The 15300-nt window shown below is 68.4% G+C and carries 17 protein-coding genes; 4 read left to right on the forward strand and 13 right to left on the reverse strand.

The annotated features are described in order from the left end of the window. Positions 1–9: 9 nt before the first annotated feature. Positions 10–1086, reverse strand: a complete 1077-nt coding sequence (locus AB0H76_RS21945; protein ID WP_357326910.1) for an NAD-dependent epimerase/dehydratase family protein — start codon at positions 1084–1086, stop codon at positions 10–12. Between the two features lie 96 nt (positions 1087–1182). Between AB0H76_RS21945 and AB0H76_RS21950 the strand changes: the two genes are divergently transcribed. After that, positions 1183–1803, forward strand: coding sequence for a TetR/AcrR family transcriptional regulator (locus AB0H76_RS21950; protein WP_357326913.1), 621 nt, complete (start codon positions 1183–1185; stop codon positions 1801–1803). 1 nt (position 1804) lies between these two features. On the opposite strand, the gene pucL is transcribed toward AB0H76_RS21950, so the two are convergent. The 3 genes from pucL to uraD form a co-directional block, all read right to left on the reverse strand. After that, a complete protein-coding gene (gene pucL / locus AB0H76_RS21955) occupies positions 1805–2710 on the reverse strand; it encodes a factor-independent urate hydroxylase (RefSeq protein ID WP_357326916.1) in 906 nt (301 codons plus the stop codon). A gap of 4 nt (positions 2711–2714) precedes the next feature. Continuing rightward, a complete protein-coding gene (uraH, locus tag AB0H76_RS21960; protein ID WP_357326919.1) occupies positions 2715–3032 on the reverse strand; it encodes a hydroxyisourate hydrolase in 318 nt (105 codons plus the stop codon). Positions 3033–3105: 73 nt separating this feature from the next. Then, on the reverse strand, positions 3106–3606 hold the full coding sequence (gene uraD / locus AB0H76_RS21965) for a 2-oxo-4-hydroxy-4-carboxy-5-ureidoimidazoline decarboxylase (protein WP_357326922.1): 501 nt from the start codon (positions 3604–3606) through the stop codon (positions 3106–3108). Between the two features lie 530 nt (positions 3607–4136). On the opposite strand from uraD, the gene AB0H76_RS21970 reads away from it, so the two are divergent. Further along, on the forward strand, positions 4137–5156 hold the full coding sequence (locus AB0H76_RS21970) for an XdhC family protein (protein ID WP_357329806.1): 1020 nt from the start codon (positions 4137–4139) through the stop codon (positions 5154–5156). Positions 5157–5206: 50 nt separating this feature from the next. On the opposite strand, the gene AB0H76_RS21975 is transcribed toward AB0H76_RS21970, so the two are convergent. The 4 genes from AB0H76_RS21975 to AB0H76_RS21990 form a co-directional block, all read right to left on the reverse strand. Then, on the reverse strand, positions 5207–6298 hold the full coding sequence (locus AB0H76_RS21975) for an ABC transporter substrate-binding protein (protein WP_357326925.1): 1092 nt from the start codon (positions 6296–6298) through the stop codon (positions 5207–5209). 75 nt (positions 6299–6373) lie between these two features. Further along, positions 6374–7171, reverse strand: coding sequence for an ABC transporter permease subunit (locus AB0H76_RS21980; RefSeq protein ID WP_357326928.1), 798 nt, complete (start codon positions 7169–7171; stop codon positions 6374–6376). Then, positions 7168–7914, reverse strand: a complete 747-nt coding sequence (locus AB0H76_RS21985) for an ABC transporter permease subunit (protein ID WP_357326930.1) — start codon at positions 7912–7914, stop codon at positions 7168–7170. The genes AB0H76_RS21980 and AB0H76_RS21985 overlap by 4 nt, the downstream gene beginning before the upstream one ends. Then, complete coding sequence (locus tag AB0H76_RS21990; RefSeq protein ID WP_357326932.1) at positions 7911–8726, reverse strand: ABC transporter ATP-binding protein; 816 nt, start codon at positions 8724–8726, stop codon at positions 7911–7913. Before AB0H76_RS21990 ends, AB0H76_RS21985 begins: the two co-directional genes overlap by 4 nt. Positions 8727–8846: 120 nt before the next feature. Here AB0H76_RS21990 and pnuC point away from each other — a divergent pair, with 120 nt between their 5' ends. Then, positions 8847–9521, forward strand: a complete 675-nt coding sequence (gene pnuC, locus AB0H76_RS21995; RefSeq protein WP_357329808.1) for a nicotinamide riboside transporter PnuC — start codon at positions 8847–8849, stop codon at positions 9519–9521. Here the strand turns inward: pnuC and AB0H76_RS22000 are convergent. The 5 genes from AB0H76_RS22000 to AB0H76_RS22020 all read right to left on the reverse strand — a co-directional run bounded on the left by AB0H76_RS22000 (position 9518) and on the right by AB0H76_RS22020 (position 14218). Further along, entirely contained in the window at positions 9518–10309 is a 792-nt protein-coding gene (locus tag AB0H76_RS22000) for a DeoR/GlpR family DNA-binding transcription regulator (RefSeq protein WP_357326935.1), read from the reverse strand. The two genes, pnuC and AB0H76_RS22000, sit on opposite strands and share 4 nt — an antisense overlap. Positions 10310–10397: 88 nt before the next feature. After that, positions 10398–11042: a TetR/AcrR family transcriptional regulator gene (locus tag AB0H76_RS22005; protein ID WP_357326938.1), complete on the reverse strand. Its 645-nt coding sequence runs from the start codon at positions 11040–11042 to the stop codon at positions 10398–10400. Positions 11043–11131: 89 nt separating this feature from the next. Next, positions 11132–12025 (reverse strand): carbohydrate ABC transporter permease, encoded by an 894-nt coding sequence (locus AB0H76_RS22010; protein ID WP_357326941.1) that lies wholly within the window; start codon positions 12023–12025, stop codon positions 11132–11134. Further along, positions 12022–12918 (reverse strand): sugar ABC transporter permease, encoded by an 897-nt coding sequence (locus AB0H76_RS22015; RefSeq protein WP_357326944.1) that lies wholly within the window; start codon positions 12916–12918, stop codon positions 12022–12024. Before AB0H76_RS22015 ends, AB0H76_RS22010 begins: the two co-directional genes overlap by 4 nt. Positions 12919–12967: 49 nt before the next feature. Continuing rightward, complete coding sequence (locus AB0H76_RS22020) at positions 12968–14218, reverse strand: extracellular solute-binding protein (protein ID WP_357326947.1); 1251 nt, start codon at positions 14216–14218, stop codon at positions 12968–12970. Positions 14219–14376: 158 nt separating this feature from the next. Here AB0H76_RS22020 and AB0H76_RS22025 point away from each other — a divergent pair, with 158 nt between their 5' ends. Next, on the forward strand, positions 14377–15288 hold the full coding sequence (locus tag AB0H76_RS22025) for a sugar isomerase (RefSeq protein ID WP_357326950.1): 912 nt from the start codon (positions 14377–14379) through the stop codon (positions 15286–15288). The last annotated feature ends 12 nt before the right edge of the window (positions 15289–15300 follow it).

Here is a 15300-nt window from a genome sequence, read left to right on the forward strand (position 1 = left end):
CCGGGTCTCCTACGCGCTCGTCGCGGCGGCCGGGACCGGCGCGGCGGCACCGCGCGGGGCGGCCACGATGCCGTGCTGGATCAGGCTTTCCGCGGTGTCCAGCAGCGACCCGCGGGCCGGGCGCATGGTCCAGCCCAGTTCACGGTGCGCCTTTTCCGAGCTGAGCAGTTCCTCGATGCCGAGGGTGGGCACGGTGAGACGGACGGTCTTGTCGAACAGCGCGATCGCGCGCACCAGCAGGTCCGGCAGGACCCGGGTCGGGACGCGGTAGCCGCGCGGGCCGAATTCGGTGGCGAGGGTGCGGCCCAGGTCGCGCATCCAGAGGTGCGCGCCCGCGGCCACATAGCGATTGCCCGCGGCGGCGGGCGTCTCCATCGCCAGGCGGTGCAGCACCGCGAGGTCACGCACGTCGACCGTGGCCCAGCCGACCCGCGGTGACCCCGGGACGGCGCGGGACAGCAGCATGCGCACCGGTTCGTGCGAGGTGCTGGTGGCCGTCGCGGACTGCACCGGGCCGAGGATCATGCCCGGATTGACCGCGACCAGCTCCAAGCGCTCACCCGCGGGCAGGGCCGCGACGAAATCCCAGGCGGCGCGCTCGGCGAGGGTCTTGCTCTTCTGATACGCCGCGCTCTTCTCCGGCACCGACCAGTCGGCCTCGGTGCGGACCACATCGTGCACGTCGTGACCGTGCGTGATGGCCGCGATCGAGGAGGTGAGCACGACCCGGCGCACGCTGCCGGTCGCGGCGGCCGCGCGCAGCACCCGCAGGGTGCCCTCAACGGCCGGGCCGATCAGATCCTGTTCGTCGGCGGGTGGCGTGGCGGGGAACGGCGAGGCGACGTGCAGCACCGCCGCGCAGCCGGCGACCGCCGCCGCCCAGCCGGCGTCCCGGCCCAGATCCGCCGCGACGAATTCCAGCTCGCCGCCGGTACGTTCGGCCGCCCGCACCAGGTGTGCCCGCTTGTCTGCCGCGTCCAGGTCGCGCACCGTCGCGCGGACCGCGTAGCCGTGTTCGAGTAGCTCGTCGATGACGTGACCGGCGACGAATCCTGTTGCGCCGGTGACCAATACACGTGTGCTCATGATTTCCATCCCGTCCAGCGCGCTGCATCTGAGCGCCGCTTAGATAATTTAAGCACCGTTTAGATTGAGCGTCCAGGGGTCGTCGCCTAGGCTCGGATGGTGACGCGGACCAGCTACCACCACGGCGCCCTGCGGGACGCGCTGATAGCGGCCTGCTTGCGCCTGATCGAAACCGAGGGCATCGGCGCCGTGAGCCTGCGCCGGGTGGCCCGGGAGGCCGGTGTCAGCACGGCCGCGCCCTACCACCACTTCGCTGATCGGGCCGCTTTGCTCGCGGTCCTGTCCGCCAACGGCTTCGAGCGGCTCGGCGCGGACCTCGCCGCGGCGCGCGCGTCCGCCGACTCACCCCTCGCGGCGCTCACCGCGCTCGCCGAGGCCTACGTCCGGTTCTCCCGCGAACAGCCCGCATACTTCCGGCTGATGTTCCGCCCGGAACTGTCCGAGCCCGACAAACACCCGGCGGCCATGGTCGCCGGCGAGGCCGCGTTCGGCGAACTTGCCGCCGCGGTCGCCGACTGCGTGGACGCGGGCCTGATCGAGCCGGAGCGCGCCGACACCGTGTCCGTCGCCTGGTGGGGCATCGCGCACGGCCTGGCCTCGCTCTGGCTGGACGGCCAGCTGGCCAAGCGCGCGGGCATGATGAACACCACCGCGCCGGAGTTGGTGCAGAACATCATTCAGGCCTGCACCGGCCTGGTGCGCGGCGGCGCGAAATAGCTCAGGCCGCCCAGGCCGGCCCCGGGTCGGGCGCGTCCGCGCGGGCCACGGTGGCGTGGATCAGGCCGTAGGGACGATCGTCGGCGTGGTAGACCTCGCCCGCGTTCTCGATGCCGAAACGGCCCAGGTCGAAGTCGAAGTGGTGCTTGTTGGGTGCGGCGAGCCGCACCTCGGCGAGGAACGGATACGCCTCCAGCGCGGCCTTGCCCATCTCGAACAGCGTCTGCTGCAAAGCTTTCGAGTGCTGGGTGGCGAAGACCTCGACCAGCCGCTGCCGGATGCCGGCGTAGGCGGCGTCCCAGTCGATGCCCTCGGCGGCGGCGAAACGCCACTGCGCGACCAGGGAAGTCGCCAGCATGCGGTCCGAAGTCGGCTCCAGGATCGTGAATTCGTCGACCAGGAAGTCCACGAACTCCGAGCCGGTCGACTTCAGGATCACCAGATCCTTGACGCCGCCGATGACCCACGCGCGCTGCTCCGCGCCCCGGCCGGCCACGGTGACCGTCGCGGTCCGCACCTCCGGGCCCAACCGGGTCCAGGTGTGGTCGTGTGGCGTGCCCGCCACCGAAACCCGCTGCCACGCATACTCTTCGACCTCGATCCGGGCGCTGTCCACCGGCCCGGTCTTGTCCACGAGGTGCCGGCCGAGGGCCAGGGCGTAGTCCTCGATCGGTTGCGGCCCGGCGAGTTTCGCGTAGGCGTACGCGGTCTGCTTCTGGGTGTCGGTCGGGAGCACCTTGGACTGATCGCCGGCGGTGTAGGCCTCGGCGAAGTCGCCGCGCAGCACGGTCGAGACGTTGACGTCGCGGATCTCGTGGCGCGAGCTGTCCCGGTAGACGCGCACGATCCGGTTCTCGGCTTTGCCGTATCGATTGTCGGACAGCACGATCGGGCCGGACAGTTCCATGAGGTCAGCTCCCTCGGTAGGTGGAGTAGGCGAACGGCGAGAGCAGCAGCGGGACGTGATAGTGCCGCTCGTCGCCGACCACGAAGGCGATGGCGACTTCGGGGAAGAAGGCTTCGACCTGGTGCGCGGCGAAGTACGCGCCGGTGTCGAAGACCAGTCGGTAGGCGCCCGGCGCCAGCGCCGGGCCGAGCGCGCCGATCCGCCCGTCGGCGTCGGTCACCGCCGTGGCCACGGGCTCGACGCCGGCGTACAGCGTGACCGTGACGCCGGTCGCCGGAACGCCGCGTACGGCGTCGAGCACATGCGTACTCAGGGTGCTCATGCCGGCACCTCGCTGACGCTCGGCGCCGCCATGCGCACAGCGCGCTGGCACATGATTCGCTCGCAAAGCTCGCTCATGCGCTACCACCCAGCAGCCGCGCCAGCCGGATCCGGTTGATCTTCGCCAATTCGGTGCGCATGACCTGCCTTTCGGTCGCCGGATCGTTGCCCAGCCGGGTGGTCAGGATCTCCAGCAGTTCCGCGCCGGACTTGCCGGTCGCGCAGACCAGGTAGATATGGCCGAATTTCGCCTCGTAGGCCTGGTTGCCCTCGGCCAGGGCGGTGCGCACGCCGTCCCCCGCATCGGCCACGCCGGCCTGCTCGCGGGCCGAAATAGCCGATTCGGTGCGCGCGCCGATCCGCGGATGCCCGTCGAGTGCGCGGTCGAGCTCCGATTCGGGCAGCGCGGCCAGCGCGGCGTCGGCGGCCGCGAACAATTCGTCCTCGTTCGCATAGGGCCGGCCCGCGACGATGGCGCGCGCCCACTCCGGCACCGAGCAACAGGCAAGCAACGCCTGCTCCGCCGCCGGCCCGGGCCGGGCGTTCAATCCCGCGAGACCGCTCTCATCTGTCATCGGTCCAGCATCGGATACGAGACCCGCCGCCGCCAGCCGACAGGAGATAGTTCACTTTTCGGCGTGTCGGCCGTTCCCGGCCGCCCCGCGGGGGTTAGCGGACAATTCCCGGGACGCTATTCCGAATTCACACGCTGCGCTTTTCCTTTCGCCATATCGCACCCATGTTTCGGCTAGTAGTAACCCATTGGCAACATGCGGCGGACTACCGTATTGCCATGGTTGCCGCATCCCGCTCACCGGAACGCGCCGGCGCCGCGCCGGTGCCGGGGGCGGGCGGCCGTTGCCGCACCCTTGTGAGTCCGGACACATTGATTCATTCGGCTGTGCTCTTACACAAGCTTTGGACCTCCACATCTTCAGTTGTCGTTAGATATTCCGGGGCACACACCTATTCGGACGCCCGAACAGATATGGTGTGCGTCACGTGCGACGATTTGGCGACGGGGATCGATCGTGTTTTCCCGGCAGCGGACGCATGGGTGGATCGGAGCTAGACAGTGCGCGACATCGTCGATGACCTCTTGCGGGTGTGGCATTCCGGCCGAACCGGGGGCTTGGCCACCATTGTTCGGACCGTGGGGTCCGGGCCGCTGACCGTCGGAACTTCGCTTCTGGTGGATGCCAATGGCGCCGTCTACGGCTCGATGCTCGGCGGCACCGTCGAGCACACCGTGCACCAGGCCGCGGTCGAGGCCGTGCGCACCGGCACCCGCGGGATGCACCGCTTCGGCGTGCCTGCCAGCGAGACCGGCTCCAGCACCGGCGGCATGGTCGATGTCTTCGTGGAACCGTTCTCCCGCCGCGACTTTCCCGAGTTTCCCAAGATCGCGGCCGAGATCGCCGCGCACCGCCGGGTCACCCTGTTCACCGTGGTGTGGAACCCGGACCCGGATCTGATCGGGCAGCATTTGGTCACCGACAAGCGGCACAACACCGAGCTGGTGGCACTGCCGGATTCGGACCTGTTCGTCGTCTCCTTCGCACCGCCGCCGCGGCTGATCGTCTTCGGCGCCAACGCCACCGCCGCCGCGCTCACCACCCAGGCCCGACTACTCGGGTACCGGGTGACCATCTGCGATTCCCGCGAGACCTACGCGACCCCCGAGGCCTTCCCCGGCGCCGAGGTCGTGGTGGACTGGCCACACCGGTACCTGAACACGCTCTCCGCGGCGGGCGAAATCGATTCCAGCACCGCCATAGTCGTCCTCTCGGGCGACCCCAAATTCGAAATCCCCTTGCTGACCGTGGCTTTGCGCCTGCCCGAGCTGGGTTACCTTGCGGCAGCGGGTACTTACGCCGCACACGTGCGCCGCATGGAAGACCTGCGCGCCGGCGGCTTCGACGAGCAGACCCTGGGCACCATGCACTCCCCCGCCGGCCTGGATCTGGGCGCGCGGACCGCCGGGGAGACCGCGCTGTCCATCGCCGCCGAGCTGCTGGCGGCCCGGTCCGGGCGCACCGGGCAGAGCCGCTCACCGCGCACCGCGCCGCCCGCCGACGACCGTGCGTTCGACACCGCGGAACAGGCCTTCATCACCGCCCTGTAGTACCGACGGCAGTGCGGCGCCGAGTAGCTCGGCGCCGCACGCTTTTCGGGCTAGACCAGCCCCGGGTTCTCCGCGTAGACCTCGCGCAGCACCGACAGGTCGAAGAGCTGATCGGCCTTGATGTCGATCTTCGCCGACCGCAGTGCGGCGATATTCTGCTCGACCAGTTGCTCGGTCATGGTCAGCAGTCCGTTGGCCTTGGTATCGGCCGAGACCACCAGATCGTTCTGCGCCGTCGCCTCTTTGGTCTGCTCGGCGATATCGAGTTTCTGATCCTTGCCGTAGATCTCGACCGCCAGCCGCGCCGATTCGGCCGGATCGGCCACCGCGTCCTTCCAGCCCTTGATCTCGGCGGCCAGGAACGCCTTCAGCTTGTCCCGCTCGGAGTCGATCGTGGACTGCTTCACCGTCAGCGTCTCGGCCACCAGCGGCAGGTTGAAATCGGCGAACAGGAAGTTGGCGTTCGCGAATCCCTTGGCGGCCAGGGTGATCGGCTCGTTGGTGACGTAGCTGACCCAGCCGTCCACCTCGCCGTTGGCCAGCGGTGTCGGGTCGAACTGCGCGGGCACGATGGTGACGTCACCGGGCTGCATGCCGTTGGCCGCCAGCAGCGCGCCGAAGATCAGCTGGTTGGTGTCCTGGACGCCGATGCGGCGGCCCTTCATCTCCTGCGGCGAGCGGATCGGCTTGCCCGCGGAGCTGACGATGCAGAACGGGTTCTTCTGGAAGGTGGTGGCGACGATCTTGGCCGGCAGGCCCTCCAGGATCGCGGGTGCGGTGGTCTGCGGCGCGGACAGCCCGAGCCACACCTTGCCGGTGTCCAGGCCCGCCTCCACCGAGGTGCTCGCGGCGCCACCGGCGATCAGGTTCACCGAGCCGAACCCGGCCTCCTTGAAATAGCCACGCTGGTCCGCGAAGTACTCCCCGGCGAACTCGATGTTCTTGATCCAGGACAGCTGCACAGCGACCGACCCGTATTTGGAGCCGTCGTCCGTGGTGCCGCCGGGAGCGTCGGCGGAGTCGTCACCGCAGGCGGCGAGCAAACCGGCGCCGCCGAGCGCGGCACCGGCCAGCGCGGAGTAGCGAAACAAGGAGCGACGATTCAAGGCCGTCCCGAACGAGGAGCGTTGCACGGGGTTCATGTGCTGAATCTAGGGAGACCGCGTTTCCAGCTCTTTACTGCCAGGTTCCAGACGTTCGCTATTCCCTGGCGAAATCTAGCGCCGCCCGGCCTCGGGCCCGAACCGGGCCAGCACCACGTTCTCGATGACGCCCACGATCGCGTACAGCACCACCGACACCACGGTGACGATCACGATCGAGGCCCACAGTTTGTTGTACTGGAAGGTCGGGATGGCGCGGATGATGCCGGCCCCGAGACCGGTTCCGCTGCCGAGCCATTCCCCGATCAGCGCGCCGATCAGGGCGCCGGGCACCGAGATCCGCGCCGCCGCGAACACCGCGGGCAGCGCGGCGGGCAGGGCCACCATGCGCAGCCCGGTCCAGCGCGAACCACCGTATGCGGCAACGACATCCAGCGCCTGCCGGGGTGCGCTGCGCAAACCCGTCATGATGAGCACCAGCGCCGGGAACAGCACCACGATCGCCGCCATCACGGTCACACCGCCCAGGCCGCGGCCGAAGATCAGCACGATGATCGGGGTCAGCGCCACCAGCGGCACCGACCGCAGGATCATCGCCACCGGCAGGAAGGTCTGCTCGACGGACCGGAACGAGACGAACAGCGCCGCGGCCGCCAGTGCCACACCCATGCCGACGGCGAACCCGATGCCCGCGTCCCGCATGGTGATCTGCAACTCGGCACCGAGTACCCGGCGCGCGTTCTCCGCGCCGGGCGCGCTGACCAGATACCGCCAGATGTCACTGGGCGACTTGCCTACTCGCGGCCCGACCTGCGGGAACGCCTCCAGGAACAGGTACCAGACGAGCAACATCAGCACCATCGAGGTGAGCAGCGGGAAGAGGAACCGGCCGATTCGGCGCAGCGCGTTCATCGTGCCTCCTGTGCGGTCCACGGCGCGACCAGGCGAGCCAGCCCGGCGACGAGGGCATACCCGAGCCCGGCCAGCGCGGCCGCCGCCAGCGCCATGCCCCAGGTGCGGGGCACGTTGTAGGCGGTCTGCGCCGCGGTCAGCGCGACACCGATACCGCTGTCGACGCCGCCGAGGTACTCACCGAGGATCGCCCCGAGCACCGCGGACGGCGCGGCGATCTTCAAGGCGGCGAAGGTATTCGGCAGCGCCGAGATCACCTGCACCCGGTAGAGCCGCTGCCAGCGGCCGCCGCCGTAGGCGCGGATCAGGTCCAGGCTGGTGCTGTCGGCCGAGCGCAGGCCCGTCACCGTGCCGACCATCGTGGTGAAGAAGCAGTACATCGCCGCGAGGAACACCGTCGGGGTGCGCCCGCCGAACACCACCAGGATGATCGGGCCGAGCGCGAGCAACGGCGTGCAGTAACTCAGGATCGCCAGCTGCGTGGCCAGCGATTCGATCGGCGGGATCAGCAGCACCAGGATCGCGAGCCCGATGGCCAGCGCGTTCCCCCACACGAAACCTTGCAGCGCGCCCTGCGCGGTAATCGTGAAATTCGGCCCGTACAGGGCCCATCCATCGCTGTACATCGTATGCAGTACCCGCCACGGGCTCGGGATCGTCCCACCTGCCGCACCGAACGCCGCGAGCAGCGCCCACACCCCGATCAGCCCGGCCACGCCGAGCAGACCACCGAGCCGCTTCACGCGACACCGCCGGTACCGAACAGCAATTCGGACAGATAGTCGTGCAGCCGATGGAATTCCGGCGTGCGCATCATTTCCGGTAGTCGGGGGCGCGGCAGGTCGATCTCGACCAATTCCAGCACCTTGCCCGGGCGCGGGCTCATCACGGCGACCACGTCGGAAAGGAACACCGCCTCGGCGATACCGTGCGTGACCATCAGGGTGGTGGCGGGCTTTTCGGTCCAGATCCGCAGCAGTTCGAGATTGAGTTTCTGCCGGGTCATGTCGTCCAGGGCGCCGAACGGTTCGTCGAGCAGCAGCACGGTGGGTTGCACCACCAGGGCGCGGGCGATCGAAACCCGCTGTCGCATACCGCCGGACAATTGCGCCGGTTTCGCCTTCTCGAATCCTTCCAGCCCGACCAGCCGCACGAGTTCGGCGATCTGCTCCCGATCCGGTTTCAATCCCGCGACCTGCAACGGTAATTCGATATTGGATTCCACCGAGCGCCACGGCAGCAGCGCCGAATCCTGGAAGGCGATGCCCAGTTCGTGCCGGGCGATCAGCGCGGCGGGCGAGTGCCCGTCGATCAGCGCCGTGCCCGCGGTGGGCTGCTCCAGACCGGCCAGAATCCGCAGCACCGTGGACTTGCCGCAGCCGGAGGGGCCGAGCAGCGACAGAAACGCGCCCCGATCGGTGTGCAGGTCGACCGCTTCCAGGGCCTGCACGGTTTTGCGGCCGACCCGGAAGGTTTTCGTCAGACCGTTGATCTGAATGCCCGTGCCGCCGGGGACATCGGTCTTCTCCGCGGCGAGGCCGATTTCCGTGCTCATGCCGGTCACGATAGAAGGGGCCCGTTGCACGGATATTGCGTAACGACGGCCGCAGATTTCGCGAGCGTTACGCCCGGGCGCCGCCGGAAGGGTTCGGCCGTGCTGGTAGTTGTACCTCTGGTGAACCCGATATACGCGTTACTCGACGCCAAACTCCATATCGCGGGCTCGGAGATCCTGTGGCGCGAGGTCATCGGCAACGGGTTCGGGCTGGCCTCGGCCGTCGGCGGGATGCGGCGGCGGGTGTGGGCCTGGCCGGTCGGCATCGCGGGCAACGCGCTGCTGTTCACCGTGTTCGTCGGCGGCATCTTCAATACCCCGCAGCAGCTGAACATGGCCGGGCAGGCCGGGCGGCAGCTGATGTTCATCGCGGTCAGCGTGTTCGGCTGGTATTCGTGGTACCGCCATTCCCGCGAGACCGGGCTCGAGCACCGTGGCGTCGAACCGCGCTGGGCGTCGGTACGCGAGCGCTGGTTCCTGGTCGCCGCGCTGCTGGTCGGCACCGCGATCTTCTCCCAGCTGTTCGAGTGGCTCGGCTCCTACGGTCCGTGGGCCGAGGCCTGGATCTTCACCGGCTCGGTGCTGGCCACCTATGGCATGGCGCGCGGGCTGGCCGAATTCTGGTTGATCTGGATCGCGGTCGACATCGTCGGTGTCCCGCTGCTGCTGAAGGCCGGCTACTACCCTTCGGCCGTGCTCTACATCGTCTACGCCGGCTTCGTCGCCTGGGGTTTCGCCGTCTGGGCCCGCTCGCTGCGCGGCACCGAGCCGGTGGCTGCCGAGCCGCGGGGTTAGACCAGGTCCACCCGGACACCGGCGGCGCGGATCTCAGCGACCGCGGCCGGGCTGGCGTCGGTATCGGTGACCAGCACGTCGACCTGCTCGATGCCGCAGATCCGGGCCAGTGCGGTGCGCTCGAGCTTGTCGGCGGTGGCCACCACGGTGACGTGCCGGGAGCGGCGCACCATCTCGGTGGTGACGCCCGCCTCGTCGATGTGGCGGCACTGCGCGCCGCCGTCGGCGGTGATCGCGTTGACGCCGAGAATCAAAGAGTCCAGGCGCAATTCGGCCAGCGCGCGCTCGGCCAGCGGGCCGTGCAGCTCGTAGGATTCGCGCCGCGCCACACCGCCGAGACAGATGGTGCGCAGATGCGGGCGCAGCACCATCTCCCCCGCGATGTTCAGGGCATTGGTGACGATGGTGAGCTGATCGCCGCCCGCCTCGGCAAGATCGGTCCGACCCGCGAGCGCGCGCGCCACCGCGGTGGTCGTGGTGCCGCCGTTGATGCCGACCACCGAGGACGCCTCGACCAGGCCCGCGGCGTGCTCGGCGATGCGCTGCTTGGCCTCGCCGCCGGTCTGGCGGTAGCGGGTGGGCAGGTCGTAGGCGACGGTGGTCGCGACCACACCGCCGTGCGTGCGGGTGGCGAGTTGCTGTTCGGCGAGCGCGGTGAAGTCGCGGCGCACGGTGGCCGGGGACACGCCCAGCCGTTCGGCGGCCTCCTCCACCGACAGCCGCCCGGATTCGGCCAGCAGTTCCAGCAGCCGGTTCCAGCGCTGTGGGCGGTCGATCGGCCCGGTCATCGCCTACCGCCCCGGCGCACTGGCATCTCCTGTTCCACGCCGACAATCTGATCACACCCGGCGGCGGCGACCCCGCCGGGCGAGGAACTCAGTCCAGGCCGAGCCCGCAGTTGACGAAACACGCGATCTCCGAGCAGATCTCGTCGAGCGACACCGTGCCGACCGGCATGGTGGCCTGCACCAGTTCCTGGGCCAGCGCATGCACCGAACCGATCACAGCCAGGGCGAACAGATCGAAGCGCCGGGACTTGATCTCGCCGCGCTCGACCGCGTCCCGGGCCTCCCCGATCAGCAGGCCCGCAAGCACCCGCCGCTGCTCGCGGCGCCACTGCTCGACCACCGGGCTGACGCCGACCACCTCGACATAGAGCACCCGGGCCGAACGATGATCCGCGCAGGTCACCGCCAGGTAGGCCCGGAAGGCATCGATCACCCGGACCGACAGCGAGGCGCCACGATTGCGGGTGAGCGAGGCCATCGCCTCGGCCAGGGCGACCGCGGAGACGCGCTCCACCAGCGCGATCAGCAGCACCTCGCGACTGCCCATGTCCTCGTAGAAACTGCGGGTGGAGACATTCGCGACCGTGCACAGCCGTTCGATCGGCGTGCTGGCATACCCCTGGGTGCCGAACAGCTCCAGCGCGGCATCGATCAGCCTGGTCCGGCGCTGGGCCACCCGCTGTTCCTTGGACAGTCCAGCGTAGTTGCGTCCAGCCCTCGGGTCCCCGGCCACATATCGATGCTACCGCGCGGACCGGGCCTGACAGCGGGGCGGACAACCAGTTGACCGCAACTACTCCGTTGCGCGGCAACATGTCTCGATCACTTCACGCTGCCGGCGGTGAGACCGGCCACGAGGCGCTTCTCGATCAGCGCGAACAGGATGACCACCGGGATGATGCCGACGGTGGAGATGGCGAACACGTAATGCCATGCGGTGTCGTACTGTCCGACGAACTTGGTCAGCGCCACCGACAGCGGCTGGTTCTCCGGCGTGGTCAATACCACCAGGCTGGCGGCGAATTCGTTCCAGCAGGCCACCACGGTGAAGATGGTCGCGGTGACGATGCCCGGCCACACCAGCGGCAGGCTCACCTTGGTCAGGATCTGCCAGCGGCTCAGCCCGTCCAGCTGGGCGGCCTCCTCGATCTCCACCGGGACCGCGGCGAAGAAGCTGTGCAGGATCCAGACCGCGAACGAGAGGTTGAACGCCGCGTTGACCAGGATCATGGCCAGCCAGGTGTCGTTGATGCCGAGCGCGAAGAACTCCCGGATCAGGCCGGTCACCAGCACCGTCGGCTGCATCATCTGGGTGATCAGCACCAGCCCGAGGAAGACCGCGCGGCCCGGGAAACGCCGTCGCGCCGTGTAATACGCGGCGGGAATGGCCACCACCAGCACCAGCACGGTGGCGAACACCGAGATGATCACGGTGCTCGCGAGATTGAACGGCAGCGGGGTCTCCGGGGTGTCCCACATGGTGGCGTAGTTATCCGGATGCCAGGATTCCGGCAGGTACGTCGGCGGGATGCGCAGCATCTCGGCGGCGCTCTTGAGCGAGCCGAGCACCATCACCACGAACGGCAGCAGGAATATCGCCGCGATGACGACGCCGATCGCGGTCAGGCCCCAGCGCCGCCGGGGCGCCTTTTCGACCACCGGCGGGGCGGGCGAATCCAGCTGCGCCACCGGCTTTTCGGTTACCGAGTTCGTCACGCGTCGACCTCTCGCGTCGGCTTGATCACCTTCACGTAGATCGCGATGATCACCATGATCAGCACGAAATTCAGCACGCTCATGGCGGCGGCCGTGTCCAGCTGCTGGTTCTGCTGGATCAGCTTGAAGGTCAGGGTTGTCGTGGTGTCCGCGCCGAAGCCCGCGATGCTGCCGGTGAGCACCTTGAGGATCGGCAGCGAATTGAAGGCGTTGATGATGTTGATGATGGTGGCCACCGCGATGGCCGGACGCAGTTGCGGCAGCAGCAGATACCAGTAGCGCTGCCACGAACTCGCGCCGTCGACCCGGCCGGCCTCCACGATCTCGGCCGGAATCCCTTGCAGCCCGGCCAGAATCGTGTAGGTGGTGAACGGGATGGAGACGAACACGCCGACGACGATGGCGACGATGAACGCCTGCGTCGGCTGCTTGGTGAAACCGTAACCGCGATCCAGCAATCCGATGTCGACCAGGAAGCGGTTCGCGATGCCGACATCCGGATCGAGCATGTAGTAGAAGATCGTCGTGGTCATCACCACCGACGCCGCCCACGGCACCAGGATCGCCATGCGCACCGCGGTGCGGCCGGGGAACTGCTTGTTCAGGAACTGGGCCAGGGCCGCCGACAGCAGCAGGGTGATGCCGACGACCGCCACCACCCACACCACCGTGTGCAGCAGCACCGATCCCAGTTCCTGGATGTCGAACAGGGCGCGGTAGTTGCCCAGCCCGGCCGAGCCCCGGTCCTGGCCGTACTGGCTCAGGTCCCGGGTACTCGTCCACAGCATGTAACCGACGGGGAAGGCGACGATCGCGACTATGAGTACCAGGGTCGGACCGATCCAGGGCAGTGCGCCCAGCGTCTGCCGCGCCCTCGAACTACGTTGACTCACCACCACTTGTCCTCCACACACACCGAGCAACTACCGCCACACACCATGACTACTTCGCGGCGTCCTGAATCTTGGTCAGCACCGCGGCCGGATCGGCGCCCTGCGCGATCGTGCCCATCTGCTGCCGGATCGCACCCTGGGCCGGCCCCCACTTCGGGTTGTTGCTCGGGTAGAACTGCGCCACCGGCAGGGTCGCGCCGAACGCCTTGGTCACCGGATCACTGGCCAGCTTCGCCGCACCGCTGTTGGTGATCGGGATGAAGCCTTCCTTCTGCACGAAACCGGAATACACGTCGGCCGAGTAGAAGAAGTCGACGAACTTCTTGATCGTCTCCGCCTTCTTGCCGTCCTTCTTGAACGCCATCAGGTGATCGGCGACGCCGAGGGTGACCGGCGACCCGGACTTGGTCGGCGAGGGCGCGGTCGAGTACTTCAGGGCCGCGTTCTTGGTCTGGATCTGGCCGATAGTGGGCGGCAGGCCCTCGATCATGCCGATCTTGCCCTGGATGAAGGCGTTGATCACGTCCTTGCGGTCCGTCGCGCCCGGATTCGGCTGCGTCACACCGGCGTCGATGAGCGCGCGCATCGCCTTGACGCCCTCCAGGTTGGCCGGGGTGTCCACGGTGACCTTGTCACCGTCGGCCCACTTGCCGCCCGCGCCGAAGGTCCAGATCGAGGTCTCACCCTGGGCCTCCTCACTGCCCAGGGGTAGGCCGTACCCGGAGATCCCCTCGCCGAGCGCCTGGATCTTCTTGGCCGCCTCGGTCAGCTCGTCCCAGGTCTTGGGCGGGTTCACCACACCGGCGCGCTGGAACAGCTCGGTGTTGTAGAACAGGGTGCGGGTGGAGGCGAACAGCGGCAGCGCGAACTGGGTGCCGTTCAGCGAGGCGTTCTTCGCGAAGCCGGGCTGGATGTCGGACAGCGTTGCGGGCGAGGCGATCTCGGAGGCCGGGAACAGCATGCCGTCACCGGCGAAGCTGGCGTAGGCGTCGACGTTGAGCAGGTCCGGGGTGGTCGACTTGTCCTGCAACTTGGTGCGGATCACGTCGTTGATGGTGTCCCAGGACTCCATCTGCAGATTCACCGTGACGTCGGGGTTCTTCTTCTGGAACTCGGCGATGATGCCGTCCCACAGGGCTTTCGTGCCGTTCGCACCGTCGCTGTAGGTGGGGGCCAGGAAGTTGATGGTGGTATCGGAGTCGGCCTTGTCGTCGCCACCGAACCCGCAGGACGAGACGGCTAGAGCGAGGCCGGTGGACATCGCGATTCCCGCGAGCACTCCGCGGAATGTTCTTTTCACGAGCAGAACCTTTCGAATTTGCACCCGGCACAGGCCGGACCGCCGATGATGGGATGCAACCCACCGTCTTGCGGATAATGTAGCGCCATCGGTGATCGTATGTGACTGATTTGATTGTAAAGTTGACATGAACGATCATCTGGGGTGATTCTGGTGCTGTGCCGACCGCTGACATCTCCCCCGCCACGCACCTCGCCGCCGAGGTCGCCACCCAGCCCGACGACTGGGCGCGCGCCGCCGCGGTCGCCGCCGAATACCGCGCTGTGCTGCCGCAACCCGGCGAACGCGTCGCCGTCGTCGGCTGCGGGACCTCGCTGTTCATGTCCCGCGCCATCGCCGCCCTGCGCGAGGAAGCCGGGCAGGGCCTGACCGACGCCTGGCCCGCCAGCCAGCTGCGCCTCGGCCGCGAATACGACCGCTACCTGTTCATCTGCCGCTCCGGCACCACCACCGAGGTGGTGCGCGCGATGGAACAGGTGCCCGCTCACATTCCGCGCACCGTCGTGTGCTCCAGCCCCGGCACCCCCGTGCTCGGCCTGGGCGACGCCATCCTGATCGACGAGGTCGACGAGAAGTCCGTGGTGCAAACACGATTCGCGACCACCACGCTGGCCATCCTGCGCTGGCACCTCGGCGCGGACCTCGCCCCGGCGATCGCGCAGGCCCGCGCGGTGCTCGCCGAAGACCCGGCGAAGTCACTGGCCGCCGTGCGCCATGCCGAGCAGATCAGCTTCGTCGGCATGGGTTTCGCGGCCTCGATCGCCGACGAGGCGGGCCTGAAACTCCGCGAATCCTGCCAGGCCTGGACCGAGGGCTACCTGGCCACCGAGTACCGGCACGGGCCGATCAGCATCGCCGCCCCCGGCCGCGCGGTCTGGGCCTTCGGGGCCCTGGAACCCGGCTTCGCCGACGACGTCGCCGTCACCGGCGCCCACCTGGAACACCGTGACATCGACCCGATGGCCGACCTGGTCCGCGTGCAGCAACTCTGCCTGCTGCGGGCCGCCGACCTCGGCCTGGACGCCGACCACCCGCGCAACCTGAACCGCTCGATCATCCTCGAGCAGTGAGCGGACCAGCCA

The sequence above is a fragment of the Nocardia sp. NPDC050712 genome (assembly GCF_040654295.1).
Lineage (GTDB): Bacteria > Actinomycetota > Actinomycetes > Mycobacteriales > Mycobacteriaceae > Nocardia.

Bases quoted from the DNA above. Each gene is read 5' to 3' on its own strand.
- AB0H76_RS21945 (WP_357326910.1), bottom strand. From the start codon at position 1,086: ATGAGCACACGTGTATTGGTCACCGGCGCAACAGGATTCGTCGCCGGT.
- AB0H76_RS21950 (WP_357326913.1), top strand. From the start codon at position 1,183: ATGGTGACGCGGACCAGCTACCACCACGGCGCCCTGCGGGACGCGCTG.
- pucL (WP_357326916.1), bottom strand. From the start codon at position 2,710: ATGGAACTGTCCGGCCCGATCGTGCTGTCCGACAATCGATACGGCAAA.
- uraH (WP_357326919.1), bottom strand. From the start codon at position 3,032: ATGAGCACCCTGAGTACGCATGTGCTCGACGCCGTACGCGGCGTTCCG.
- uraD (WP_357326922.1), bottom strand. From the start codon at position 3,606: ATGACAGATGAGAGCGGTCTCGCGGGATTGAACGCCCGGCCCGGGCCG.
- AB0H76_RS21975 (WP_357326925.1), bottom strand. From the start codon at position 6,298: ATGAACCCCGTGCAACGCTCCTCGTTCGGGACGGCCTTGAATCGTCGC.
- AB0H76_RS21980 (WP_357326928.1), bottom strand. From the start codon at position 7,171: ATGAACGCGCTGCGCCGAATCGGCCGGTTCCTCTTCCCGCTGCTCACC.
- AB0H76_RS21990 (WP_357326932.1), bottom strand. From the start codon at position 8,726: ATGAGCACGGAAATCGGCCTCGCCGCGGAGAAGACCGATGTCCCCGGC.
- AB0H76_RS22000 (WP_357326935.1), bottom strand. From the start codon at position 10,309: ATGACCGGGCCGATCGACCGCCCACAGCGCTGGAACCGGCTGCTGGAA.